This window comes from Agromyces bauzanensis, assembly GCF_014645655.1.
In the GTDB taxonomy this organism is placed as follows: Bacteria; Actinomycetota; Actinomycetes; order Actinomycetales; family Microbacteriaceae; genus Agromyces; species Agromyces bauzanensis.
The window spans coordinates 1-25,397 of record NZ_BMMD01000022.1 but is presented as its reverse complement, the minus strand read 5'-3'; the positions used below and the strand labels follow the sequence as shown (position 1 = coordinate 25,397).

Sequence of the window (25,397 nt, the reverse complement as noted above, 5' to 3'; positions counted from 1 at the left end):
GCTGTCCTGCACGAGATCCGAGCTTACGTGCTCTGGCCGAGGTGCTCAGGCCGCTCCGAGGCGGTCGGGATAGAGTTGCTGCCGAGTTCGGGCGGGCCGAGGCCGCCGATGAGGTCGGGAAGAGCTGGGAGAGTCGTGGCTGCAGCATCCGAGGCGTCGAATGCCTCCGAACTGCCCGACGCCCTGCACCCGACCTCCCTGCCCGCGACCTCCCTGCACATCGTGCAGATCGCACCGGCCATCTCCCGTGGGAGCGGCGTCGAGGGAGTGGCCTTCAACCTCGAACGCGAGTTCCGCGCGAGGGGTGCGACCGTCGAGCGCTTCACCGCCGCGACGGCGGGCCGACCTCGCCGTCGAAGTCGAAAGTCGGCGATCGGCATGCACCTCGAGCGTGCCCGGAGCGTGGTCTGGTTCAGCACGGTGGGCACGGCGAGGGCCAGGCGGTTCCTGGCCGAGCGGCCGGATGCGATCAGCATCTGCCACAACGACGCCCTCGCCGGCGATGTGTACATCAACCACGGCCTGCTGCAGGTGGCGATGCGAGCACGCGGCAACTACTTCTGGCGGATGGTTCGGAATCCCGTGCACCTCTTCACGGCGGCCCGTGACCGCGTGCGCTACCGCGGGAGAGCCCACCGCGCCGTGGTCGCACTGACCGAACACGAGGCCGAACTGCTCGTGTCGACCTATGGACGTGTGCGTCCGCTGATCCGGGTGATTCCGAACGGGGTCGACACCCAGGTGTTCAGACCGGCCACGTCCAAGGAGCGGGCCGTCGCGCGAGCGCGGATCGGCCTGCCCAAGGACCTGATGCTCGCGCTGTTCGTGGGCCACGAGTTCGAGCGGAAAGGCCTCCCGCTCGCCATTGAGGCGCTGCGGCATGCTCCCGACGTGGGCCTCGTCGTGGTCGGCGGCACTCCGGCGATGATCCGCCAGGCCGAAGAGATGGCTCGGTGTGGTGGAGTCGGCGACCGAGTCGCGTTCGTCGGTCCTCACCAGGATGTGGTGCCGTTCTATCACGCCTCCGATGTGTTCGTACTGCCGAGCTATTACGAGTCGAGTGGCCTGGTCTTCCTCGAAGCCCTCGCGTGCGGGTTACCGGTCGTGGCGACTCGGGTGGGATTCGCCCCCGAGCTCATCACCCATGGCGAGAACGGATACCTCGTCGACCGAGACTCCGCAGCAATCGGCAGATACCTGCACGAGCTCTCGCAGCAGGACCTCTCCGGGTGGGGCGAGCGGGCACGCCGCACCGCTGAGCAGCACGGGTGGCCGGCGATCGCCGACCGCTATCTCGACCTGTTCGCGGAACTGCGCGACCTGAAGGGGCGCCGATGACCAGGTCGCTGCGCATCCTGCACGCGATCCGCTCCGACGGCTTCTCCGGGGTCGAACGCTTTGTGGTGCGCCTCGCGCGCCAGCAGCGTTCGGACGGGCATCAGGTTGCGGTGATCGGCGGCGCCACCGACCCCATGCGCCGGGCGCTCGACCCGATCGGCGTCGCACACATCACTGCGGCCCGCACGCACGAGGTCGCCCGCGCCGTCCGCAGACTCGCGTCGGGATTCGACGTCATCAACACGCACATGACCGCCGCCGAGCTCGGCGCGGCGGTCGGCCTAGCCGGACGTCTTCGACGCCCGGCCGTCGTCGCGACACGGCATTTCGCCAAGCCGCACGGTCGTGTCGGACCGATACCGGTAGGTCTGCTCGTGCGACCGTTCATCGACGCCCAGCTCTCGATCAGTCGCGCCGTGGCGTCGGCAATCGACGGGCCGAGCACAGTTGTGCACTCGGGGGTGGAGTCGCGACCATTGCATGACGGCCTGCTCCGAGGGCGGACCGTGCTCATGGCCCAGCGGCTGCAGCCGGAGAAGCACGGGCACATCGGCATCCGTGCGTTCGCAGCGGCAGGGCTCGCCGAAGCCGGGTGGAAACTCGAGATCGCGGGGCAGGGCCCCGAGCAGGCCGCCTTGGAAGCCTTGACCCAAGAGCTCGGAATCGGACACGCGGTGCGATTCTTCGGCTACCGGGCTGACCTTCCCGAGATCATGGATCTCGCCGGATTGCTCCTCGCGCCATGCCCTGTCGAAGGACTTGGTCTCACCGTGCTCGAGGCGATGGCGGGGGGCCTGCCCGTCGTCGCGGCTGGCGCTGCGGGCCATCTCGACGTGTTCGAAGGACTCGAGGATCGTTGCCTGTTCGACCCCGACGACGTCGAACACGCCGCTGCACGGCTACGCCGCCTCGCCGACGACGATGCCGGCCGGTCGGCGCTCGGGGTCGTGGTTCACTCGGTGCAGCAGCGTCGCTTCTCTTTGGCCGCCCAGGCCGCCGGCACGGAGCGGGTGTACCGAAGCGTACTGCGCTGACGACCTTCCCGGCGGGCCGGGCGCGCCAGTTGCACGACGCCGTCACCGATCCCGCTCGGCGACGATGCGCTCGGCCAGTTCCAGATACCGGCGAGCCACGTCCGCCCAGGTCCACCCGGCGACGCTCGCCCGGGCACGCTCGCGCCACGACGCCAGATCCTCGGCCGCCAGCTGCTCCAGCCGGTCGGCGATTTCGCGTGCGTCCCGCCCGACGAGGAACCCGTTCTCGCCGTTTCGCACGAGCTCGGCCGCCACACCGACCGGGGTCGCGACGACGGGCAGCCCGCTCGCGAGCGCCTCGAGGAAGACGAGCCCGCTCGACTCGTAGTGGCTCGGCAGCACGAACATGTCGGCTGCGGCGATGAACGAACGCACATCGCCCTGCTGGCCCACGAACAGCACCCGGTCGGCGACGCCGAGCCGAGCTGCGGTCGCCTTCGCCTGTTGAAGCAGCCGCGCGTTGCCACCGACGACCATGAGCAGCACGGTGGGCGCCGACGCCATCGCCTCGAGCACGATCGGCAGGCCCTTGCGGTCGAACTCGTGTCCCACGAACACGGCGACACGATCCTCGTCGTCGAGCCGGAGCCGTTCGCGCGCTCCGCGGCGCTCGAGCCCGGTGGGCGGACGGAACCGCTCGAGGTCCACTCCGTTCGGGATCACCACGACCGGCGGGCGCACCCGGCCGTAGGTGCGGTTCAGCACCCCGATCTCGGCGTCGCTGAGCGCGACGATGCGACGGTGGATGCCCGAGCGATAGCGGATCAGGTCCCGCACGTGCGTGAAGATGTGCGTGGGGTCGCGCAGGAATCGCAGCGCCGAGTTGCCGCGCGCCCGCATGGCGGCGAGCAGCACCCCGTGGTTCACGTACACGTCGCCGACCATCGCGTTGTTGTGGCAGATCGAGACCGCGTCAGGCCGATCGGCGAGGAAGGCCTTCGCGCGACGGGTGCCGACGACGCTGAACCACGTCATGCGCTGCGCCTGTGCGATGCGCGCGGTGCGCCACCCACGAACCCGCACCTCGCGCAGCCCACGCGCCGCCGATGCGAACGTGAAGTTCTCCACCTCCACCCCGAGTGCGCGAAACTCCCGGTCCAGGTTCCAAGCGACTCCCGCGACCCCGCTCCCCGGGCCGACGAACGGAACGATCTGCACGATGCGCATCGGTCCTCCCGGCACCACGATATCCGCAATTCACGCACGCGCCTGATTCTCAGCGCACGTACGGCGTCGGCTACGCTGAATCGTCACCCTCCTTCGCGGACGGAGCCGAATGACCGATCTCATCGTCGTCTCGCTCGAGCGCTGGGATCAGGTATGGCGGCGCAACCAACACCTCGTCGCCGGACTCCTCGCCCGCGATCCGGCGCTACACGTGCTGTTCGTCGAGCCGCCAGCCGACCCGACGCACGACCTTCGCTCGACGCGCCGGCCGCGCATAGGCGCAGGCCTGAGCGGGATCGACGACATCGCGTCGGGTCGCCTTCACCGGCTGCAACTGACCAAGTGGATGCCTCGCCGGCTCGACTCGCGCACCGACGACCGGCTCGCCCGAGGCATCGTTCGCGGGGCAGCACGCCTGGGCATGCGGCATCCGCTGCTCTGGATCAACGATCCCGGCATGGCGATCCTCGCCGAGCGCACCGGCTGGCCCACGCTCTACGACATCACGGACGACTGGCTCGCCGCCGACCGCCCTACCGCCGAGCTGGAGCGGATCGCCGCGAACGAGGCGGCGCTCATGCGACTCGCCCGCGTGGTCTTGGTGTGCTCGCCCGAGCTGGTGCGCCGCAAGCAGGCGGTCCGTGAAGTGATGCTCGTGCCCAATGCGGTGGACGCTGCCGCGTACCGCCGGCCCACGCCGCGGCCGAGCGACCTGCCGGACGGTCCGGTTGCGCTCTACCTCGGCACGCTGCACAGGGATCGCATCGATGTCGCGCTCTGCGCTGCGACCGCGCGTGCCATCGGGGCGGATGCCTCGCTCGTGCTCGTCGGTCCGAACGTGCTCCCTCCCGGTGACCAGGAGCTGCTGCGTCTCGCTGGCGCCCGGCTGCTCGGCCCGCGTCCGCGCGACGAGGTGATCGGCTACCTGCAGCACGCCGACGTGCTCGTGGTGCCGCACGTCGTCACGGCCTTCACCGACAGCCTCGATCCGATCAAGCTGTACGAGTACCAGGCGGTGGGGAGGCCGGTCGTGTCGACGGCGGTCGCCGGGTTCCGCGACGCCGACGATCCGCGCATCACGATCGCGGGCGGCGGCGAATTCGCGGATGCCGTCGCTGCGGCATTACCCGCCAAGTGGCGCTTTCCCGAGCATGTCGACGGGCCGGTGGCCGATTGGAGCGAACGGGTGGAGGCCATGGCAGCGGTGCTCGGGAGACTCCTGCCGAGCTGACGGCCGCGCATCATCTCGCCCGCATACGCTACCGCGCGGCACCGCCCAGTGCGCGAGCGAGGAACGCCGACGAAGCGGCACGCGCGCGTTCCGAGTTCGCCTCGGCCTTCGTCCAGTCGACATCCGTATCGAACTCGATGCTCCCGGATCGATCGGCGCTCGACGACAGGCCGTGCAACCTCAGCAATGCGCGCACGCGGTCGTCGGACCCGTGACGACGTCGCGCCAGCAGTCTGCGACGGTAGCGCAGTGCGAAGACGGCCGCATGGAATGAGTCGGTCACGACCACCTCCGCGTGCGCGATCGCCGCAACGAATTCACCGGGGCTCATTCGTGCCGACGTGGCGTCGGAGAGGTTGTTCAGGTCGATCAGGGGCACGTCGACGTGTTGCTTCGACAGCCACTCGTCTCCCTCGGCCCGCGCGAGGAAGAACTGCACGCCGTACGGCCGTGCGGGCACCTCTGCGCCGGTGATCAGCTCGTCCCAGACGCTTCGATCGACCAGTAGCGTCGGGTCGACCACCACCGGCACCGTCCGTCCGGTGAGGGCGCCGACGATCTCGGCCCCCCGCGGCTCGCGCACCGAGACGTGCGGGATGGCAGCGATCCATTCGGCGTAGCGAGGACGAAGATACCGCGGGACGCTCTGGATGCCGAAACTCGCCGCGTAGGCGATGCGCTTGGCAGGTTCGACGAAGGTGAGAAAATCGAAACCGCCCGCGCGGCGATAGGCAGGATTCCAGAGCTGGTCAGATCCGGCGATGACCTTGTCGTAGCGATCTGCCCAGCGGTCGGGCGCCGAGCGGTCGAACGTCTCGGCGGAACGCGTGATCGACGAACGGGCGAACTCGGCGATCGCCTCCCGCCGAACACCCGCAAAGGCAGGGCCGACGATGGTCTCCCGGAGCAAGCGCCGCTGAGAGCGCGCTGCGAGACCCCGCGGGTCGGTGGCGAGCTCACTGACGAGCCGAGGGAGCAGCGTGGATCGCGGCCACGAACCCGGCCTGTTGCGGATGGTCTCCGGCTGCCAACCGAGATCCCGCAGAGCGCGCTGCAGGGCATAGTTCTGGAGCCGATTGCCGAAGTTGCCGTCGTCGTCGATCGTGGCGATGCCGACCGTGCGCGCGCTCACCGACCGATCAGCTTTCGCGCACGCGCCTTCCAGCGCGAGACCTGCCGTACCACCCACGGCGTCGAGGCGGCTTCGATGGCGCGGTAGCGCCGGATGCCGCGGCGCATCGGCCGGGCGTACGCAGCCCACCGGCCTTGCCTCCTCGCCTCTGCGAAGGCCTCGAGTGAAATCCGCGACAGCACGCGGCGCTGACGCACAAGGGCGATGCGCTGTTCGGTGAGTGCTTCGTATCCCGGCTCGACTCGTTTGCGGGGGACGCTCAGTCCCGCCGCCCGGTCATCGGCGAGGCGCACTCGGAGGCCGTCGCGGCGGTGTCGCAGGCCGCCGGCCTGGGACAGAGCGACTCGTTCCGGGGTGAGCTCGTCGAGTTCGATCTGGCCGACGTCTCGCAACTCGCGCACGAGGTCGTCGAGCTCTCGACTCCGCGTGACGACGATGTTCGTCCCTCTCCAGTCGTCCAGGTACGGTGCAACCCAGGCATCGCCGAACGTGATGTCCGCCGTCTCGGCGAAGACGTCGTCGCAGAAGTTGCACGCCTCGGGCTGAAACGCTCCGTATGCCCAGTTCCCGTCGAGCGTCGAGTCGATCCGGCGGTCGCGTGACTTCCCCCCGCCGGTGACTCGGTAGTCGTAGCTGTATGCGCGGCGGTGCGGATTCTTCACACGGAAGTCGATGGACGTCAGTGCGGCGGGCTTGACTCCCGCCTGCCAAGACAGCGACTCGGCGAAGAAGCCGCTCTTGAGATGCCCGCAGACCAGCCCGACGAGATACGGCACCTGGCCAGCGAGCGCGGGGTCTTCGCGAGCGAGCAGGCGGACGGCGGTGACGAAACAGGGCACGCCCACGAATGCATACCGGCGCCCGTCGCCACGCACGGCTGCGAGGACTTCAGCGAATGAAGTGGCGCTGTAGACGGACCCCTTGACCGCTCGCACGTCTTGGGCCGAGCGCGAGACGCGGTACGCGAAGAGTGCATCACCGTCGCTTCGACCCACGTGGATGACGCCGTCGACGAGGCCGCGCCGCAGGAGCTCCTCGAGCAGCAGGCTTGTCAATCCGCCGGAGCTGCTCTCGAGCCGGCCTGGCCGCGCAGACCGGCCGGCGTAGGCACCGAGGTGACGGCCGAGCGCCGGGTGCCGCGGAAGTGAGGCGAATTGCTCGCCCGCGAGGACGTCCTCGTCGGCTGCGTCGTCGGAGAACGGACAGACCCTGCTTGCGTTCGCGCGTTGCGCCGGGGTGAGCTCGGACAGGTCAGCCTGATACACCCCACGGGAGTTCAGCGCGACGCGCACCGGCCCGGCAGCGAGCGCACAGCCACCGCATCCAACGCACATACCGCGTTGGAGGACTGCTTCGATCCCGTGACCCACATGCATCACCGTAACCCACTCGAGTCGGCGGGGCGGCTGACCTGGTCTCCTCCGCCGACGATGGGACCGACCGTAGAATGTGCGCATGACGGACGGCAGGCCTTCGCTGGTCAGCGTTGTCATGGCGACGAACCGCATCAGCGAGTATCTGGTGGAGGCGCTCGAATCCATGGCCGCGCAGCATCGCCAGCCGGTCGAACTGATCGTCGTCGTCAACGGCATGCCCGACGCCGAGCCGGTCACGACCGCCGTGCGCACGATCGTTCCGACCGCGCTCGTGCTGACGCTGCCGGATGCGAACGTCTCCACGGCCCGCAATCTGGGAATCGCCCGGGCGAAGGGTGAATACGTCGCGTTCCTCGATGATGACGATCGATGGCATCGGGACCGGCTGGCGTTGCAGGCCGCCGCGCTCGATGCCGCTCCCGAGGCGGTGGCGTCCTATTGCGGCATGCGTGTCATCGACGAGGCGGGTTCGGTGCTCGTCGAAGCCGACCAGGCGCAGGTCGATCGACAGGGCATTGCCCGCCGTGCGACGGGGATCATCGGGCCGAACCTCCTTGTGCGTCGAGCGCCGCTCGATCAGGTGGGCGGATTCCATCCCGCGTTCACGCAGGCCGAGGATCTCGACCTGGTGCTGCGCCTCGCCCAGCTCGGCGAGTTCATATTCGTGGAGGGCGCGCTCGTGGACTATCGCGCACACGCCGAATCGGTCACGCGACGGCACCGCGAACTCGTTCGCTCCATCGATCAGGTGCTGCTCGTGCATCGTGCCGCTGCCGCCGAACGAGGAGATCGTGAGCTGGCCGGCGCACTCTCCGAGAGCCTGCGCAAGAATCGCCGGTTCGCCTGGTGGCGAGCGTTGCGCAGCGCGAGAGCCGACCTGCGTCGAGGCAAGCCCGGCGGGGCCGCGCGCGAGATCGCCTGGGCGCTTCGCGTCGCGCCGACCGGGTTGGTCGACGGCATGTTCAGGCACACCAGACTCGGCGGCAGTGCTGTACGCTCCGGCGAGGCCGGGGGAAGATGATCCGAGTCATCCACACGATCACTCCGTGGGATCATTTCTCCCCACGCACCGGTTCGGCGATCCCGACAGTCGTGGACGGACTCGCACGGGCCGCAGTCGCGTGCGGGGATGCGCGGCACGCCGTCGTGGTCGAGCGCTCGACGTATCGGCCCCGCCACGACAGCGCCGACGTCATCGAGTACCCGGGTCGTCATGTGTCGGCCCGGGTGCGCCAGTACCTCGATCCTGCTCTCGGTCGATTCGCGATTCCCCGGCTCGGAGCGTCGGCGTACTTCGGGCCGCTCGTCGCGGCGCTCCGCTCCCAGCCGCCCTCGATCGTGCTGGCGCACAACGCGCCGCAACTGGCCTGGCTGCTACGCGACACCGAACATCGAGTCGTGATCTACGCGCACAACGAGCTGTTGCGCACCTACGCCCGTCACGAGGCAGCGAGAACACTCGCTCCAGCCCACGCCATCGTGTGCGTCAGCCGCGACCTCGCCGCGCGCACGCGAGCGCTGGTCGGTTCCGGGAACGAACCCAAGGTGCATGTGGTCGGCAACGGCGTCGACGCGGCCGCGTTCACCCCCGGTGCAGCGCGATCGCACGACGGCCCGATGCGGGTGATGTTCGTCGGTCGCGTCGTTCCGGCGAAAGGCGTCGACACGCTGTTGCGAGCCGCGGCCGCGTTCGGACGCTCGGAGCTCGAGATCATCGTGGTCGGCAGCGCCGGCTTCGATCCCCGAGCGCCGCTCACCGACTACGAGAGCGGGCTGCGGGCTCTCGCGGCCCGGTCCAGTGCGCGCGTGGAGTTCCGTCCGTTCGTCGATCGAACCGGGCTCCCGGAGCTCCTCCGCACCGCCGACGTGCTCTGCGTGCCGTCACGGTGGCCGGAACCCAGCGGCCTGACCGTCGGCGAGGGCCTCGCGACCGGCATCCCCGTCGTGGCGAGCCGAGTAGGCGGCATCCCCGAGGCGATCGGCCCCGCTGGCCTGCTGGTCACGCCCGATGACCCGGCCGATCTCGGAGCCACGCTTCGACGCCTGCTCGAGGACCCGGACCTGCGTCGTCGGCTCGGCCGGGCGGGTCGGCAATGGGCGGAGGCGCATGACTGGGCGTGGACGTGGCGGCGCCTACGCGAGGTGCTCGATGTCGGAGCGCCTGAATTCGGCGACTAGTCTTGCTGGGAGCCTACAACTGCGAGCCGTATCGACGAGGCCGCCCACGGAATCTGCAGCCGAGTATGAGTGGAGTGCGATGCGCATCTTCCTTCCGACCGTCGGGGTTCCTCCCGAGATCTCGGCTGTCAGGGAGTTCGAGTGGCTCGCCCGGGTGAGCAAGTCGCATCGTCACGAACTTGCGACCGACGCTGCAGGCGCTGATGTCATCCTGTTCACCGAGTGCCACCAACTCGACGATCCCATCACGCTGAATCGGATTCGAGCGTCCGAGGAGTTCCGACGGTATCGCGATCGATGCTTCGTGTTCGATCAGCGACCTCGCGCGTATTGCTCTCTGCCCGGGCTTTACACGAGCGCGCCATGGAGCACGCTCCGTCGCAGCTACCAGATTCCGTGGAGCTATCACAAGATCAAGGACGACCTGGCCGCCCCGGATCGCCCGGTGGATCTGCTGTTCTCGTTCGTCGGAACGGCTCGTTCCCACACGTCCCGCGAGCAGCTGCTCCAGCTCGACCATCCTCGAGGTTTGGTCAAACGGGTGGACGGGCACGTTCCGTGGCGGCCGGACGCCCCGGGTTTCCACGATCGTCGTGTCTTCTTCGCCGAGACGTTGCGGCGCTCATCGTTCGTGCTCTGCCCCCGCGGCCGCGCGACATCGTCGATCCGATTCTACGAGACGATGGTCGCCGGACGCGTGCCGGTCGTGTTCTCCGACGAGTGGGTGCCCCCGCAGGGCATCGACGTCACGGAATTCGCGATCGTGTGGCCGGAACGCAACATCGACGGTCTCATCGACTACCTCGAGCTCCACGAGCAGGACGCTGCGGAGATGGGGCGACGGGCGAGGCGGGTGTTCGAGGAGAAGTTCGCCCCAGAGATGATGTTCGATCGCATCGGGGACGCCCTCGAACAACTCGCCGCGACGATGCCGTGGCGGAGCTTTCCTCGATACGGCTTTCCGCCCGATCGGCGGGTGGTCCGCCACGCGGCGGGTCTCGCGCGCAGGAAGATCGACCGACTGCGTCAACATGCCCGCGACCGGTCCAGCAACATCAGTGCCAGTTAGTATGCAATCGGACTGTTCGGCGAACTGCGAGGGACGCGAGGAATGACGGAACACCTCACGGTGTGCATCGTCACCTTCGAGCGGCCGACGTTCCTTGTGCGCTGTCTCGAGGGGCTGCGCGCGCTGGAGGGTGAACCGCCAGAAGTGGTCGTCGTCGACGCATCCCGCAATGCCGTGCGGGAGAGAGCGGAACTCGCATTTCCCGGAGTGCGGTATGTGCATGCGCCCCTCCTGGCGGGATGGATGACACGCTCCCGCAATGAGGCCCTGCGTTGGGCCAGCGGGGAGGTCATCGCGTTCATCGACGATGACGTCGTGGTGCGCCCCGACTGGGCGAAGGCGATCGTCGCCGTCTTCGCCGATCCCGCAGTCGCGGCGGTCGGCGGCCGCACGTGCAACGGCATTCCCGGCGAGGAACACTACGATCTCCCGATCGGCGCATTGCGTGCCGACGGCACACTCACGGACGGCTTCGCAGCTGCCCGCGATGCACCGGTGCTAATCGATCATGGGATCGGTGCGAACATGTCCTTCCGCCGCGGCGTGCTCGCCGAGCTCGGGGGATTCCGCGACGACTACCCCGGCACCGCACTGCGCGAGGACACGGACATCTTCCTCCGAGTGCGCGCGATCGGCGGCATTGCGCTGTTCGCCCCCCAGGCGGTCGTCGACCACCGCGCGGCGCCGCACGTGCAAGGCGCGCGATTCGACACTCGGTACAAGCTGTACGGACGACGCAACCACGTGGTCCTGCTCGCGCGCGACCAGGGCCTCGGTTCGCCGATGCTGCGGCGCTGGATCGCGCGACAGTTCGATGGGATTCGATCTGCCGGCGGGATGCTCGCGCGTGCCCGGCGGCTCGGCGTCACGAGCTTGGGAGTCTCGTGGGGGCTGGCTGTCGCGTTGAGACAAGCGGGACTGCGCCCGACGCCTGCCCGCCGCACCGACGCCGGAGGCAAGGCCTTGCGCCGAACGCTCTCCGCACGGCCGTTGCGGCCGTCCGCTTCCCCACCGCCGAACGGTCCGCCCACCTTCGCCCTGGTCATCCCCACCCACCGCCGGCCCGAGCTGCTGCGTCAGGCGGTGGACAGTGCGCTCCGACAGACTCGGCCGTTCGACCAGATCATCGTCGTCGCCGACGGACGCGATGATCCGGCATCGGCGCTGTTGACCGAGTTGCCCGTCGAAGGAATCGCCATCGATCGAGCCGGGGTGTCTGCCGCACGTAATCGGGGCATCGAACTGGCCCGTACCGATTGGGTCTGCTTCCTCGACGACGACGACCTGTTGCATCCTGAGTACCTGCAGCGCATCGAGCTCGAGATCGAATCCGACCCCGAGGTCGCTGCACTCAACACGAAGTGCTGGAGCTTCGCCTCGCCGGCGGGACCAGCCGCCGATTTCGACGCTACGACGCTCGACGAATGTCTTGAGCGAAGTGCCGGGGTGGTGCCGAAGAATCCGCGCGAGTACATGCGGATCGAGGGACGGAGCTTCGATCTGCTGCTCGAACGGATGCGCGGCGCGATGAGCACGACGGCGGTGCGTCGGCAACTCATCACCGCCGCCGGCGGGTTTCCGGAAGGCATGATCACCGCCCAAGACTGGGTGATGTACGTCAATGTCGCTCGACTGGCGGAATGGCGTTGCATCGGCGAACCGCTCGCGTTCTCACGGGATCACGCGGGGACGGTCACGCGTTCGGCCAATCCGCTGAAAGGACTCACCGCCCTTCGGGCGATCCAGGGCTTCTGGCAGCCGTCGGCGCTGCCGACTCCATCGCATCGACCGCTCGACGCGTACCGACCGCACTATCGACGCGTGCTGGAGTGGGCGCTCGCTGCATGCTGGCGTGCGCGGGACTACCGCACGTTCCGTGAGGCGCTCGCCGTCGGCGATGACCTCCTCCGCCGCCGCGATGTCGTCTACGCCGCACGCCCGCTCTGGCTGCGCCGATCGTACTGGGGCGAGCTGCTGAATGACCGCCACTGACGACGAGCCGGTGCGCGCGGTCTACGTGATCCTGACCCACGCCGGCTGGAAGCAGGTGCAGCGCCTGGCTGCTGCGATCCTGCGTTCGAGTCCGCGTTCACGTGTGTTGATCGCCCACGACGCCCGGGCCGAGCAGTTCCCGGCGTTCGTCGATGATCCGCGCATCGTGGTGTACACGCACGGCCTTCCCAGCGATTGGGGATCCTGGGAACTCGTGGAGGCCACGCTCAGGGCATTCTCTCGCGCACGCGAGTTGTTCGACCCGGCCCTGGTCACGCTCATCACTGGTGCTGACTACCCGGCTCGTTCGCTCGCCGAGTGGGAGCGCGAGGCCGTTTCCGCCGAGGGCTGGGTCGGTACAGCGTCACCCCTGGAGTACACGCCGCGGTGGGGTCGCGCGCGAGGAGTCGGCGACGACCGTCTCACCCGATACACCATGCGCTGGTATCGGCCGTTCTGGTCGGGCTGGGTCACGTCGGCGCCGCGGTGGTGGGTACGTCTCCGCTGGGCCGCGGCCCTGCGACTCGAACCGGCGTTCGGGGTGCGGGACGTCACCCGTGGCCGGGGCATCCACTACGGCATCGCGCGTGCGCCGGCGTGCTTCAGCCCGGAGCGCCCGTGCTACTTCGGCGGCCAGACTCTCGCCGTGCGTCGCGTCGAACTCGACCGGCTCCTCGACGAGGACTTCGCCCCTGGCTCTCCCCTGCGGCGCGTCTACCGTCGCACCATGATTCCCGATGAATCCGCCCTGCAGACGGCGCTCGCATGGCGCAGCGCACCCGCGCAGCTGCCACCGGTGAGCTACATGCGGTGGGACGAGACGGTCGACCAGTGCGTCGTCTGGACCGCGACCGATTTCGACGAGATACGCGCCTCGCGCTCGCCGTTCTGTCGCAAGGTCGACCCCGAACGCAGCGATGAACTCCTGAGTCTGCTCGACGAGCTCATCTGAAGCTGATCCACTCGACCGGTCGATTCGGCCGAGCTCAGTCGAGTCGACCGAGTTCGACGAGCCGGGCGAACTCGGAGTTCGCGGCGCGCACCTCCTCGAACGCCCCCTGCGCCTCGATGTGTCCGTCCTTGAGGAATACCAGGGTGTCGGCATGGCGGACCGTCGACAGCCGGTGCGCCACGATCAGGATCGTCATCGTGCCGCCCAGCGTCGCGAGGGTCTCGGAGATCTGGTGCTCGGTCTCGTTGTCGAGCGCGGAGGTCGCCTCGTCGAGCACCAGCACGTTCGGGCGTCGGTAGAGCGCCCGCGCGATGCCCAGGCGCTGGCGCTGCCCGCCGGAAAGACGCACCCCTCGTTCGCCGACGACCGTCTGCACACCGTCCGGCATGGCCGCGATGAGCTCATCGAGCTGCGCCATCGCGAGGGCCTCGCGCACGCGGGCGAGGTCGACTCGATCGGGGTCGACCTCGAACGCCACGTTCATGGCCACCGTGTCGTTGAACAGGAAGACATCCTGTGGCACGACCCCGAGGCCTGCGTACCACGCAGCGAGATCGTCGGCGATGGGACGTCCGCCGCACAGGATCGAGCCCCGGGTAGGCTCCAACAGCCCGAGCACGAGATCGATGAGAGTGCTCTTCCCGGCCCCGCTCGACCCCACGAAAGCGATCGTGGTGTTCTGCGGAATGCGCAGCGACAGACCGTCGAGCACGGGCGCGTCCGCGTCGGGATATCGGAACTGGACTCCGTCGAGGACCAGATCGCCAAGGTACCGGGATTGATCGCGGGGTTGCTCATCGTGCTCGCCGCCGCTCCGAAGCTCGTCGGCCGCCGCGAGGAAGATGCGTAACCCCGCCTGCCCCGTGCGCAGCGTCGCCACGTTCGACGACACCCGGATCAGCGTGGGCAGGGCGCGGAGCGCCGCCGCCGCGAACACTCCGAGCACGACGAGCGCCTCGGCGGGAGTCCCCACCGTGAACAGATAGGCCGAGATGGCGGCGACCGCGACGACGAACCCGATCTCGAGCGAGTAGCGCGGGATGTCGCTGATGATTCCCATGTCTCGTCCGAGACGTGCACCGCGCAACCGGGCGCTCCGGTAGCCGCGCACGAAGTCCTCGCCGCGGGAGCTGAGCCGAGCTTCGCGGAATCCGTCGAGGCTCGGCAGCAGGTATTGCCACACCTCCAGGCTCACGGCCGCCGCCTCTTCACCGAGGCGGGTCTGCCTGCGACGCAGGAGGCGCTGCAGACCGACCACGAAGACGCCGAACACGAGCACGGTGACGACGGTCACCACGGGGTCCGTGATCGCCAGCACGACAGTGATCGCGGCCAGCACGGCAAGGTCGGTGCAGATGCTGACGGACGCGAGCAGCACCGAGGTCGACTGCGAGACGGCCTCGTTGACGCTTCGATAGATCTCGCGCAGGCGACGTCCGCGGTGCACTGCGTAGGGTGCGAGCACGTATCCGCGCAGCAAGGCCGACGCGGCGTCCGCCGAGACCCGCGTCGTGCGACCCAGCAGTTGCCAACGGAAGCCGATCGACGCGAGGCTCTTCACCACGAACAGCACGGCGATCGCGGCAGCCACGATCGGGATGAGGACGGTGGCGTCGCTCGTGCCGACGATGCCCGAGATGACGGCGAGCGCGCCCGAGCCCGTGTCGGCTCCGCCGATCAGCTGCGTGAGCGGGACCATCGCAGCAACGCCCAGCGTATCGAGGCCGGCGAGTACCAGCGAGACCACGACCGTCGTCCCGACCCAGGCGGCCGGGTGCGCGCCGGCGACGACGAGCAATCGCTTCAGCTGGGAGATGAGCCCGTTGCCCCGTGCCGGTGATCCCATCGTTCCCTCGTCGCCGCGGCCGAGCCCGACCGGACTCGCGACAGCAGTTTATACGGGTCGCCTCGGTAGGATCGTCTCATGTCGACCGCCCTCATCGCCGCTCCCGCGCTCATCCTCGCCGCGGTCATGGTCGCGAGCGCCGTCGCCAAGCTCCGCCGGCCCGATGACCTCGCTGGATGGGCCGACCTGGGCGTGCCCGCCGCGTTTCGCCGCGAATGGCTGCTACGGCTGCACCCGTGGGGCGAGCTCGTCCTCGGCCTCGCGTTGGCGCTTCTCGGTGGATTGCTCGGCTCGCTCGCCGCGCTCGCCTGCGTCGCGCTGATGGCCGCCTATACTTGGCTGATCGGCCGCGCCTGGTCGAAGGCCCGTGAGTCCGGCGCGGATGCCACCTGCGCCTGCTTCGGCGAATCGGCGCCCGTCACCGGGGTCACCCTGCTCCGAAATGCGTGGCTGTTGTTCCTCGCTCTCGTGGCAGCGGCCACGATCTGGGCGGCGCCGCTCGCCGGCGGCGCGCTCGCCGCCCTCGGCGCGGACTGGGCATGGCTGGTGGCGCTCGCGGCCGCTGCGTTCACGGCCGCCATCATCGTCTGGCGCGAACCGGAGCTGCCCGACCCCCTTGCGAGCCCGGCCATGACCGAGACGCCCGGCTCGGTGGACGACCAGCTCGACTACGTGCGCGCCAGGACTCCGGCGGTTCCGGTGACCCTGGGCGACGGCAGCCGGGCGAACCTTCGCACGCTGTCCCTCTCACGACCGATCCTGCTCCTCGCCGTGTCCGAGACCTGCGGCTCGTGCGCCCCGGTGATCGAACGTGTGCCCGCGTGGCGCGCGCTCCTGCCCGAGGTCGACGTGCGAATGCTGGTGTCGCGGCTGCCCGAGGAGAGCAAGCTCACTGAGCTCGAACATCCGCACACGCTGCACGATCCCGATGGCAATGTGCGGGCGTCGATCGCCGATTGGGGCACACCGGCCGCGGTGCTGCTCGGCGTCGACGGGCTGCTCGCGGGCGGCCCCGAGCAGGGTGAACGGGCGATCACGTCCTTCGTTGCCGACATCTACGAGAGCCTGCACGGCGAGCGCCTGCCAGACGAAGGATCACCCGGCCGATGAGGTACGCGCTCGCGGCAGACGTAGGCTTGGAGGCATCCGGTGATGCGATCTATCTCGCGCCGTTGCCCGACGGGCCGATCCTCGCGCTCGACGGCGTGGCCGCGCTCATCTTCACCGAGGCGACACAGGGCAACCGCGAGCACCTCGTCGACCGGGTCGTCGCCCAGGTCGACGGCCCGGTCGAAGAGATCGCGTTTCATGTGGACGCGTTCGTCCATGACCTCGTCGCCCGTGGCCTGCTGGTCGAGGAGGCAGCCTGATGTCGGCGAACGCGATGCGAGCGCCGCTGCGTGACCGCGTCGCCGATTGGTGGGCGGGTGCCTGGCGCTGGTCGATCACCGCCGCCGGCACGGTGGTCGCGATCTACCTGCTGCTCGATCGCGCGGGCAACGGTGCGCTCGTCACCGGCATCGCGCTCGCGGCGCTCGTCGTCGGTGCGGTGCTCACGATGTCGAAACCGCTCGCGATCGCGCTGATGGCGATGCCGGCGCTCTTCGTCGCCCAGCGAGCAGGCATGGGCGGCGCCGACGTCTCGGCCTCGGATGTGGCCCTCGCCGCTGCGTTCGGGACCGCGGTACTGCTGGGGCATCGGCCCTACAGCCGCGAACTGCGCGCGATGCTGTGGTTCAACTTCGGTTACCAATTCGCGACCCTCCTCACGGTGATCGTCAACCCCTTCGTGCAGAACGCCGTCGAGTGGTTCCATGCCTGGTTGCTGATCTCGGGCGCGCTCGTGGTCGGCTGGGCGATCGGGCGGGTCGGCTACGCGAGGTGGGCGTTCAGCGCGATGCTCATCACCGGGTGTGTGCTCGCCGCCGGCACGGTCATCTGGGGCGTCATCCAATACGCCGGCGGCAACTTCGGCCCGGTCTATCCGCAGATCCCTTGGGCGATGCACAAGAACTTCGTCGGCACTGCGCTGGCATTCGTCGCGTTGATCGCGTACGTGCACCCGCCTTGGGCGGGCCTCTCCACCCGCTGGACGCGCCCAGCGCTCTGGCTGTTGCTCATCGCGATCGTGATGAGCCAGTCACGCCAGGCGTGGATGGGACTCGTCATCGCAGCGATCGTGATCGCGCTGCGTCGCGGCGGCCGGTCGAAGCTGCTGCTTGCGCTCGCGGTGCCGGCCGTCTGGCTCGCGGTGTCGATGGTGCTCGAACAGCTCGATTCGCAGAACCGCCACAATTCGACGTTCCAGCGGCTCGAATGGTTCCGCGAGGTGTATGCCTACTGGAAGCACGCACCGATCTTCGGGCACGGTCTGCGCTTCTGGTATGTCGACCCGACGCTGCCCTACCAACCCCCCCAGGCCGAGCTCGAAGTGATCGCCTCCGCCGGACTCGTCGGGCTCGCCGCGTTCGCGACCATGTGGGTCGGATTCACGGTCGTGCTGTCTCGCGTCGACAAGGCGTTCGGCACACTGGCCCTCGCAGCGGTGCTCAGTCGGATCGTCCAAGCGCAATTCGACCTGTTCTGGGCTGGCGTCCAGACCTCGGTGCCGTTCGTCATCGCCGGCATCTGCCTGGGTGCCCTGGCCCTGCAACGGTCGGCGGATTCCTCGGGCACCACAGACGCCGGATTGGCGCCGTCGGCCGATCTGCGAGGGACTCTCAAGCCCGCTGCCCTACGATAGAGCCGTCGGCCGCCCGGTCGGCCAACACTGACACCCAGGGGGGCGCATGGAGCTGCGCGATTACCTTCGCGGATTGCGCCGCCACTGGCTGGCGATCGCCCTGATGACACTGCTGGGCGTCGGGACCGCATACGGTTGGTCGCTCCTGCAGACTCCCGTCTACGAGGCGACCGCGAGCGGTGTCGTGCAGGCGAAGACGGCCTACGAGAATGGTCAACTCTTCAGCGACGACAGCGCAGCCCGTCTGAAGGTGCCGACCCTTCTCGACATGGCGGGGTGGCAGGAGGTCGCAGAGCGCGCGATCGATGAACTTGGACTCACAGCCAGCCTCGGGTCCGTCGCCGCGCGGATCACGGTCGAGAACCCGGAAGGCACTGCCATCATCAGGTTCACGGCCAGAGCCAACACTCCCGAGGAGGCTGCGGCTCTCGCCCAAGCGTGGATCGACGCGCTGGCCACCACCGTGGCAGTCGTCGACGGTAAGGACTCCCCCACCGAGATCAGCATCTACTCCGCCGCCGCAGCCACGGTGCCGAGCACGCCGGTCTTTCCAGACACTCGCACCGCCCTCATCGTCGGCGGCGTGCTCGGCCTCGGTGCCGGCATCGCATTTGCCCTGATCCGTACCGCGTCCGATCGGCGAGTCAGGGCGACCGACGACGTCGAAGCGAAACTGCATGTCCCGGTCGTGGGCACGATTCCCGCCTCTGCCGCACTCACCGGCACGAGCAAGTTGCTGACCGGCGCTGCCGACGACCGCACCTCCCCGGTCGCCGAGGCCCTGCGCTCGCTTCGCACCAATCTGCGCTTCATGGATGTCGACAACCCGCCGCGGAAGATCGTCGTGACCAGTCCGTTGCCTGGCGACGGCAAGTCGACGGTCGCCTGCAATCTCGCACTGACGCTCGCTCGTAGTGGCGAAGCGGTCGTCCTCATCGACGGCGACCTCCGCCGCCCCACTGTGGCAATCAACCTGGGCTTGCCGGGGGGCGCCGGTCTCAGCGATGTGCTGACTGGCCGTGCGCCTGTCGTCGATGTGCTCCAACGCACGCCGCACGACGCGCACTTGCTGGTGCTCGCGGCGGGGACCATTCCACCGAACCCGAGTGAAGTGCTCGGATCCGCTCGCATGCGACAACTGCTCGACGACCTCGCGAAGCACGCCACTCTCATCATCGATGCGCCACCGCTACTCGCTGTGACCGACGGTGCTGTGCTCACGCAGCAGGCCGATGGGGCGCTGCTCGTCGTTGGCGTCGGCAAGACCAACTACGACTTCGTCGAGAAGTCGCTCGACGCGCTGCGAAAGGTCAACGGCCGCGCACTCGGACTCGTGCTCAACAAGGTGCCGTTGAAGGGCGGCGACGCCTCACCATACGCCGCAACGGCGTACGTGCAGGAGTATGCGAGTGGCGGCAGCCGCACGCGGTCGTCGAGCCGTGCTGCAGCGGAGTCGGCCTGACCGATGCCGATAGCCGCTTGGAATCGCTGAGAGGCTGCCGGCATGAGACGTCCAGGAGATTCCGCGCTCGCAGCGGTACCACCGGTCGTGCGGCTGCACCTCGGGCGCGCAGCGGTTCAGGTGCTCGCCGACCGCAGTCACATCGATCTGCTGCACATCAAGGGCGATGCGGTCGAGTCCGCGGTTCGTCCGCTCTCATCGCCAGGTAGCGATGTGGACGTGCTTGTGCGTCCGGAGCATACCGTCGTGTTGGATCATGCGCTCCGCAGCGTGGGCTGGCGCATCTACAGCACGTTCCTCGGCGGGTCCCCATTCGGTCACGCGCAGACGTATCTGCATGAGACATGGGGCTTCCTCGACATGCACCGTTCCTTTCCCGGCATCGGCATCGCGCCTTCGCCGGCCTTCGAACGCCTGTGGGCGGCGCGCCGCACGATCGAGTTCGCTGGAGTGGACTGTCCCGTGCCGAGCCTGCCGGCGCAGTCCGTGATCGTGATCTTGAACGCGGCTCGAGCGCGCCGCCCACTCGATCCGGATGGCGCATGGAATAACGCCGATCGCCGACGCGAGATCGAGATCGAGATCGATGAACTCAAGGCAGGCCTGGCGTTCGACGCCGCCTTCGGCCGAATCGATGACCACCGCGGGGCTCGCGAGTACCGTCTGTGGAAGGCGACCACGGAGGGCGGCGGTCGTGTCGAGGAGTGGCTGGGCCGTGTGCAGGCCGCGCCTACGGTCCACGATCGCATCGTTGTCGTCCTCCGGGCCCCCTTGGTGAACAAGGCCCATCTCGAACATGCACTGGGGCGGCGCCCGTCCCCCTGGGATATCGTTCGGGAGTTCTTCGCTCGGCCCGCGCGGGGGATTCGCGAACTCCTCCGCCGAAGGAGTCTGGGACCCCCCGAATGAGGGGAACATCCGATATCGCTCTCGACAGGCGATGCGGTACTCTTCTAAGGTTCTCTCAAGATGCACCGTCCGCACCAGAGTTTCGATTACCGAATACACAGCCCCAGAAAGGCGAAGAGGCAATGGCCGATATCGATCGACCCGAGCAGACCGGCATCAGCCGTCGTACTGTCACGAAGGCCATGGCATGGGCAGTGCCCGTGGTGGCCGTTACTGCAACCGCGCCGCTCGCCGCGGCGAGCTGTATCCCGACTGCTGTGCTCGGTCCCGGCAGCTGCAAGTGCCCGGGCCAGAGCACGGATCTGCCATGGCACTACTTCCTCAAGATCTGCGCGGGCGGCACCGCCTGCCCGAGCGGCTCTGCGGTTCTCGTGATCACCAAGGTGTACACCAAGGCACAGTCCGAGGTGATCTGGCAGGGAAGCGAGGAAGTCGCCACCGGCGAGTGCGTCACTGTCGAAGGCTTCGCGGACAACAGCGGCCACTTCTTGGAGATCGAGTACCACATCAAGGGCACCACCGAGACTCTGACCGCCGAGGTGGGCGCGCCGCCCGACTGCGACAAGGTCGAGGATTCGATCGGAACCTGCGCGGCCCCGCCTGCATGACCCAGTAACGCCTCACTATGAAGAACACCGACCCGTTGACGGGTCGGTGTTCTTCATTTCAACCTCCAGATCGAAGCCAGCGCCGCGACCACGGGGACGGGCACTCGAAAGCGGGCCCACTCGTGCTTCGAGACGTGCCTTCCACCTCCGCGAGCCCTGTCGGTGCGTCCGCCGCGCGCGGTGCCGATCACAGCGTGCCGCGTTCGGTCTGGCGATCCTCAGCGACGACCAGCCCTTCGCGGACGAGTTCATCGATCACCGCAGCGACCAGTTTCGACGCGTCGCCAAGCGGCGGCCGGTCGAAGTCGGCGATTGCCTGAGCCACGAGCTGCTCGAACGAGAGGCCCCTGCTGATCCCTATCCAGATTGACGGGGCGATACCGGCGAGCACTCGTAGGACCCCGTCACTCATGACCGCGACGGATCCGTCAGCTGCGATCGCGTCGGAGACGGCCCCCCACTTGAACTCCGTCGTCCCCACCTCCGCTCCGACCTGAGCCGACGCGAGCGGTGTCCAGGTGCCGACGACTCCCGGCGGTGCGCGAACCAGCTCGGGCACGAGGGGGATGAGGGACGCCGCCTCTCCGTACGTCACCCTCCACACACCGCCGACAGCGTCGCAAAGACTCGCGAGCCGCTGCAACGGAGCATCGAGGTCGGTGACGTAGCTCAGTTGTGCAATCAGCTCCGTGATGGCGTCGATCACGCGAACGCGCGACAGCACCGGTTCGCTGACGCCGGGCCGACGATCGAGCAACACGATCGCCGCGAGTCGCAACCGAGCGGTTGGGAGCTCCAGCAACCCGGCGCGGGGGGGGGAGACCTGTTCCTTGGGCTTGCCCGAGCGCAGCATCGAGAGCGGCTTGCGGTACGCCATGACGGTGAGGTCGCGATCGACGGCGACGGTCTCGTCCGAGACATAGCCGAAGTGCGCTCCGAGCGCAGCACTCAGCGTCGTCTTGCCACGGCCGGACGGACCGACGAAGGCGACCACGCGGCCATCGTCCATCGCGACTCCCGCGGCATGCATCATGATCAACTGGCCCCGCTTGCGTTCGAGCGCTGCGAGGGTCACGCGAACCGAAAGATGTTCGAGCATGGACTCGATCTCGCCATGCGGGCCTACCTGGATGACCGCGTCGGCGACATGAGCGGTCGCGATCGCGCCCGTCCACACGTCGAGTACGCGTTCGCGCGAGTCTTCTGGCATGTCTGGCGCGAACTGGATGCGGACCGTCGCACCGATTGCTGCAACATCGAAATGCTCGGCGGGTGCACGATCGTCGACGTTCAACGAATCGTCCCTCTGTGGGCTAGCGCCGGGGCTTCCCAGCGCTGGCGGAGCGAGACCAATGATGGCGCCCCGCTGAGCCAGTTCGAGCGATAGAGCCCAAGATACTCGCGGAGATCCATGCATTCATCCTCTCGCGCGTTGGCACCGCTCGCGACCCCGTTTCGACGCGCGACATCCCGTCAAAGCTACTACACGGGCACCGGGGCGCGCTGCCGCGCTCCGATGCCAAGTGCACCGCGGCTCAGCGCCTCAGCCGAGCACCGCCGATCGTGGGATCGGCCAGAGGATGGCGACGACCTTGCCGACAATTGCGGCGCGCGACGCCCACCGCCAGCAGTCCTCGCGCGCTTCGGCCGAGCGGCAGGAGACGGCGGAGTCCCGGGAACCAGCGCGATTGTCGCCCAGCACGAGGTAAGACCGGTCGGGCACCGTGACTTCGTCGAAACATCGTGAGGAGCGCGGGGTCGTCCTGCAGTCGAGCGTTCCCGCCTCGAACGGAAAGTCATTGTAGACATATGGCTCGTCGATGGGCTGCCCATCGACGAGGACCGCGCCCGACTGGTTACAGCACGCAACCGTCTGGCCGGGCGATCCGATCACCCGCTTCACGAGCGTGTGGGGTCCTGACGGGCCGAAGCCGGTGGCCTCGCCGACCCAGCGCAACGCCGCCCGGATGGGGTCGACCGGTGCCCTACTCGGCACCTCCCACGCATCGTCCGCATCGAACACGACGATGTCGCCAGTCGTCGGCTCGGATCCCATGTACGCGAGTCGATTGACAAGGATCCGGTCGTCAGGCTCGAGGGTCTGCGTCATCGACCCGGACGGCACAACGTACGGCTTTGCGACGAACGTCAGGACTAGCCCGACGACGATGAAGGCGAGCAGCAACTGGGCCCAGAAGCCACCGACAACACGGCGCCAGCGAGGTCGGTGTAGGTAGGCGTCAGTCGTCATCCCGCTACAGTACCCACTCGGCAGGTTCCATCAATGGCCAAGGTCCGTGGCACAAGATGTCGTTGGGCGGATGCTTCGTCCCACCGGACGGATAGCCGCGGCTGCGCGGATGCCCTGTCTGATAGAGATTGAGGAACAACTCCCTGTGGATTCGCTCACGCCCTTCCCAGAGTGTCGCTCACGCCCAGTTCACCACTTCGTCGAGCACCGTAGCGATGCGGGCGATGTGCGCGTCACGGCGAAACGCGCGTCCCCATTCGCGACACGCGGCGGGGTCGAGATCGCGCGCGCGGCGGATCGCGTCGCCGAGTGCCTCAGGCGTGGCGGCTGCCGATTGGTAGCCGTTCACACCGTCGCGCACCGTCTCGAGGTAGCCGCCCGCCGCGACCGTCGCCGCGGGCGTGCCTTCGAGGGCGGCCTCGAGTACCGTGAGCCCGAAATCTTCACGCCCGGCGCCGATGATCACTGCCGCACGCCGGTACACCCAGGCGAGTTCGGCGTCGGATACCCGCCCGAGGCCATGAACCCCCGCACTTGGGTCGTCGAGCGCCCCCGATCCGGCGCCGACCACCGCGATCGGCAGCCCCGCTTCGCGGGCGGCCGCGACCGCGATCGGCACGTTCTTGTAGCCACGGTCGCGGCCGACCACCACGGCGAACGCGTCGGGAAGCTCGCGGGCCGGCGCCACAGCATCCGCTGACACCGGTTCGACGGGCGGATGCACCACTATCGAGTCGAGACCGTACGCGGCTCGGATCCGCTGCTGAGTGACGGAGGAATTCGCGATGATGGCACGCGCCCGCCCCATGGCCGCGGCATCGCCGCGGCGAAGCAGCGGCGTGCTGAACGCGAGTGCCACGCGTCGGAATGCGCTGAGCCGCATCCGGTAGTCGTCCGCGGCGTAGAGCCACCGGGCGGGGCTGTGCACGTAGACGACGTGCGGGATCTCGAAGCGGAATCGGTGGGCCCAGCCACTGCTCGACGCGAGTGCGACATCGCCTCCGGACACCGTGGTCCGAGCCGCAATCGACGGGAGCAGCGGAAGCATCCGCTCGACTTGGCCAGCGAGAAAGCGGGGAATCGTGGCGTGCACGTCGAGCCCACGGAACGCGTCGAACGTCGATTCGGGCCGGTACGCGAGGGTCACGATGCGGCGTGCGCCGAATCCCGCCGTCCATTCGGCGACGACGCGCTCTGCCCCGCCTATCTGCACAAGGTAGTCGTGGGCGAGAACGATGTCGGGCACGGGGCATCCGCTCGCTTCCTACTCAGCGCCCCGCCGAGCCGGCCTCGGTCACGCCGACATCCGTGCGGTGGAAGTTCTGGAACGAGCGCGACGCCGTGGGCCCGCGCTGGCCCTGGTAGCGGCTCGCGTACTCGGCCGAGCCGTACGGCCGCTCGCTCGGCGACGAGAGGCGGAAGAAGCACATCTGGCCGATCTTCATGCCCGGCCAGAGCTTGATGGGCAGCGTTGCGACGTTCGACAGTTCGAGCGTGACGTGTCCGGTGAAGCCGGGGTCTATGAAGCCCGCGGTGGAGTGCGTGAGGAGGCCGAGGCGGCCGAGCGAACTCTTGCCCTCGAGGCGGGCGGCGACGTCGTCGGGCAGGGTGACGGCTTCGAACGTCGACGCGAGCACGAACTCGCCCGGATGCAGGATGAACGGCTCGTCGGGGCGCACGTCGATGAGGTGCGTGAGCTCGGGCTGGTCCTCGGCGGGGTCGATGAACGGGTACTTGTGGTTGTCGAACAGCCGGAAGTAGCGGTCGAGGCGCACGTCGATCGACGACGGCTGGATCATCCCAGGCTCGTAGGGCTCGAGCCGGATGCGTTCGCGATCGAGTTCGGCGCGGATGTCGCGATCGGAGAGCAGCACGCAGTCAGCCTAGCGACCCGTGGTCGGCGCGTGGCGGGTAGCTCCCGGTAGCGGAAGTGGCTGCGGCGCTTGCTACGATGGTCAACGCTGCATCCAACGGATGCCGCGCGCCGATGTAGTTCAATGGTAGAACTTCTGCTTCCCAAGCAGACAGCGCGGGTTCGATTCCCGTCATCGGCTCTTCGTGGAGAATGCCTGATCAGGTGCTCTTTCTGCCGTAATATCGACGTTCGTG

The 25,397-nt window shown here is 68.3% G+C and carries 22 protein-coding genes and 1 tRNA gene; 15 read left to right on the top strand and 8 right to left on the bottom strand.

The window, feature by feature from the left end; all coding sequences use genetic code 11:
- Positions 1–135 precede the first annotated feature (135 nt).
- On the top strand, positions 136–1,338 hold the full coding sequence (locus tag IEX31_RS15710; RefSeq protein ID WP_188744351.1) for a glycosyltransferase family 4 protein: 1,203 nt from the start codon (positions 136–138) through the stop codon (positions 1,336–1,338).
- Entirely contained in the window at positions 1,335–2,372 is a 1,038-nt protein-coding gene (locus tag IEX31_RS15705) for a glycosyltransferase family 4 protein (protein WP_188744350.1), read from the top strand. Before IEX31_RS15710 ends, IEX31_RS15705 begins: the two co-directional genes overlap by 4 nt.
- A 42-nt stretch (positions 2,373–2,414) precedes the next feature.
- Here the strand turns inward: IEX31_RS15705 and IEX31_RS15700 are convergent, their stop codons facing one another.
- Positions 2,415–3,554: a glycosyltransferase family 4 protein gene (locus IEX31_RS15700; protein WP_188744349.1), complete on the bottom strand. Its 1,140-nt coding sequence runs from the start codon at positions 3,552–3,554 to the stop codon at positions 2,415–2,417.
- Positions 3,555–3,648: 94 nt separating this feature from the next.
- On the opposite strand from IEX31_RS15700, the gene IEX31_RS15695 reads away from it, so the two are divergent.
- Positions 3,649–4,770, top strand: coding sequence for a glycosyltransferase (locus IEX31_RS15695; RefSeq protein WP_188744348.1), 1,122 nt, complete (start codon positions 3,649–3,651; stop codon positions 4,768–4,770).
- Between the two features lie 28 nt (positions 4,771–4,798).
- Here IEX31_RS15695 and IEX31_RS15690 read toward each other — a convergent pair whose 3' ends face one another.
- Together IEX31_RS15690 and IEX31_RS15685 are read right to left on the bottom strand one after the other, a co-directional pair.
- Positions 4,799–5,902 carry a polysaccharide pyruvyl transferase family protein gene (locus tag IEX31_RS15690; protein ID WP_188744347.1) on the bottom strand — a complete coding sequence of 368 codons (1,104 nt, stop codon included), beginning with the start codon at positions 5,900–5,902 and terminating at the stop codon, positions 4,799–4,801.
- Positions 5,899–7,236, bottom strand: coding sequence for a Coenzyme F420 hydrogenase/dehydrogenase, beta subunit C-terminal domain (locus tag IEX31_RS15685; protein WP_268237002.1), 1,338 nt, complete (start codon positions 7,234–7,236; stop codon positions 5,899–5,901). The genes IEX31_RS15690 and IEX31_RS15685 overlap by 4 nt, the downstream gene beginning before the upstream one ends.
- Positions 7,237–7,357: 121 nt before the next feature.
- Here IEX31_RS15685 and IEX31_RS15680 point away from each other — a divergent pair, with 121 nt between their 5' ends.
- The 5 genes from IEX31_RS15680 (at position 7,358) to IEX31_RS15660 (ending at position 13,469) form a co-directional block, all read left to right on the top strand.
- Complete coding sequence (locus IEX31_RS15680; protein WP_188744345.1) at positions 7,358–8,299, top strand: glycosyltransferase family 2 protein; 942 nt, start codon at positions 7,358–7,360, stop codon at positions 8,297–8,299.
- Positions 8,296–9,456, top strand: coding sequence for a glycosyltransferase family 4 protein (locus tag IEX31_RS15675; RefSeq protein WP_344999907.1), 1,161 nt, complete (start codon positions 8,296–8,298; stop codon positions 9,454–9,456). The genes IEX31_RS15680 and IEX31_RS15675 overlap by 4 nt, the downstream gene beginning before the upstream one ends.
- 79 nt (positions 9,457–9,535) lie before the next feature.
- Positions 9,536–10,525, top strand: a complete 990-nt coding sequence (locus IEX31_RS15670) for an exostosin domain-containing protein (protein WP_188744343.1) — start codon at positions 9,536–9,538, stop codon at positions 10,523–10,525.
- A 42-nt stretch (positions 10,526–10,567) separates the two neighbouring features.
- On the top strand, positions 10,568–12,517 hold the full coding sequence (locus tag IEX31_RS15665) for a glycosyltransferase (RefSeq protein ID WP_188744342.1): 1,950 nt from the start codon (positions 10,568–10,570) through the stop codon (positions 12,515–12,517).
- On the top strand, positions 12,504–13,469 hold the full coding sequence (locus IEX31_RS15660; RefSeq protein ID WP_188744341.1) for a hypothetical protein: 966 nt from the start codon (positions 12,504–12,506) through the stop codon (positions 13,467–13,469). Before IEX31_RS15665 ends, IEX31_RS15660 begins: the two co-directional genes overlap by 14 nt.
- A 34-nt stretch (positions 13,470–13,503) precedes the next feature.
- Here the strand turns inward: IEX31_RS15660 and IEX31_RS15655 are convergent, their stop codons facing one another.
- Positions 13,504–15,315, bottom strand: coding sequence for an ABC transporter ATP-binding protein (locus IEX31_RS15655; RefSeq protein ID WP_188744340.1), 1,812 nt, complete (start codon positions 15,313–15,315; stop codon positions 13,504–13,506).
- Between the two features lie 78 nt (positions 15,316–15,393).
- On the opposite strand from IEX31_RS15655, the gene IEX31_RS15650 reads away from it, so the two are divergent.
- From IEX31_RS15650 to IEX31_RS15625, 6 genes are all read left to right on the top strand, one after another.
- Complete coding sequence (locus tag IEX31_RS15650; protein WP_188744339.1) at positions 15,394–16,425, top strand: MauE/DoxX family redox-associated membrane protein; 1,032 nt, start codon at positions 15,394–15,396, stop codon at positions 16,423–16,425.
- Positions 16,422–16,685 (top strand): PqqD family peptide modification chaperone, encoded by a 264-nt coding sequence (locus IEX31_RS15645; protein WP_188744338.1) that lies wholly within the window; start codon positions 16,422–16,424, stop codon positions 16,683–16,685. The genes IEX31_RS15650 and IEX31_RS15645 overlap by 4 nt, the downstream gene beginning before the upstream one ends.
- Positions 16,685–18,058: an O-antigen ligase family protein gene (locus IEX31_RS15640; RefSeq protein WP_188744337.1), complete on the top strand. Its 1,374-nt coding sequence runs from the start codon at positions 16,685–16,687 to the stop codon at positions 18,056–18,058. The genes IEX31_RS15645 and IEX31_RS15640 overlap by 1 nt, the downstream gene beginning before the upstream one ends.
- Positions 18,059–18,104: 46 nt before the next feature.
- Complete coding sequence (locus tag IEX31_RS15635) at positions 18,105–19,520, top strand: tyrosine-protein kinase domain-containing protein (protein WP_188744336.1); 1,416 nt, start codon at positions 18,105–18,107, stop codon at positions 19,518–19,520.
- 87 nt (positions 19,521–19,607) lie between these two features.
- Positions 19,608–20,429 (top strand): nucleotidyltransferase family protein, encoded by an 822-nt coding sequence (locus tag IEX31_RS15630; protein ID WP_188744335.1) that lies wholly within the window; start codon positions 19,608–19,610, stop codon positions 20,427–20,429.
- Between the two features lie 122 nt (positions 20,430–20,551).
- Positions 20,552–21,037 carry a hypothetical protein gene (locus IEX31_RS15625; RefSeq protein ID WP_188744334.1) on the top strand — a complete coding sequence of 162 codons (486 nt, stop codon included), beginning with the start codon at positions 20,552–20,554 and terminating at the stop codon, positions 21,035–21,037.
- Positions 21,038–21,224: 187 nt separating this feature from the next.
- Here IEX31_RS15625 and IEX31_RS15620 read toward each other — a convergent pair whose 3' ends face one another.
- The 4 genes from IEX31_RS15620 to dcd form a co-directional block, all read right to left on the bottom strand.
- A complete protein-coding gene (locus IEX31_RS15620; RefSeq protein WP_188744333.1) occupies positions 21,225–22,454 on the bottom strand; it encodes a DEAD/DEAH box helicase family protein in 1,230 nt (409 codons plus the stop codon).
- A 126-nt stretch (positions 22,455–22,580) separates the two neighbouring features.
- On the bottom strand, positions 22,581–23,288 hold the full coding sequence (lepB, locus tag IEX31_RS15615; protein ID WP_188744332.1) for a signal peptidase I: 708 nt from the start codon (positions 23,286–23,288) through the stop codon (positions 22,581–22,583).
- Positions 23,289–23,466: 178 nt separating this feature from the next.
- Positions 23,467–24,534, bottom strand: a complete 1,068-nt coding sequence (locus IEX31_RS15610) for a glycosyltransferase (protein ID WP_188744331.1) — start codon at positions 24,532–24,534, stop codon at positions 23,467–23,469.
- 22 nt (positions 24,535–24,556) lie between these two features.
- Entirely contained in the window at positions 24,557–25,162 is a 606-nt protein-coding gene (dcd, locus tag IEX31_RS15605; protein WP_188744330.1) for a dCTP deaminase, read from the bottom strand.
- 109 nt (positions 25,163–25,271) lie between these two features.
- On the opposite strand from dcd, the gene IEX31_RS15600 reads away from it, so the two are divergent.
- Positions 25,272–25,342: transfer RNA gene (locus tag IEX31_RS15600), tRNA-Gly, on the top strand.
- Positions 25,343–25,397: the final 55 nt, after the last annotated feature.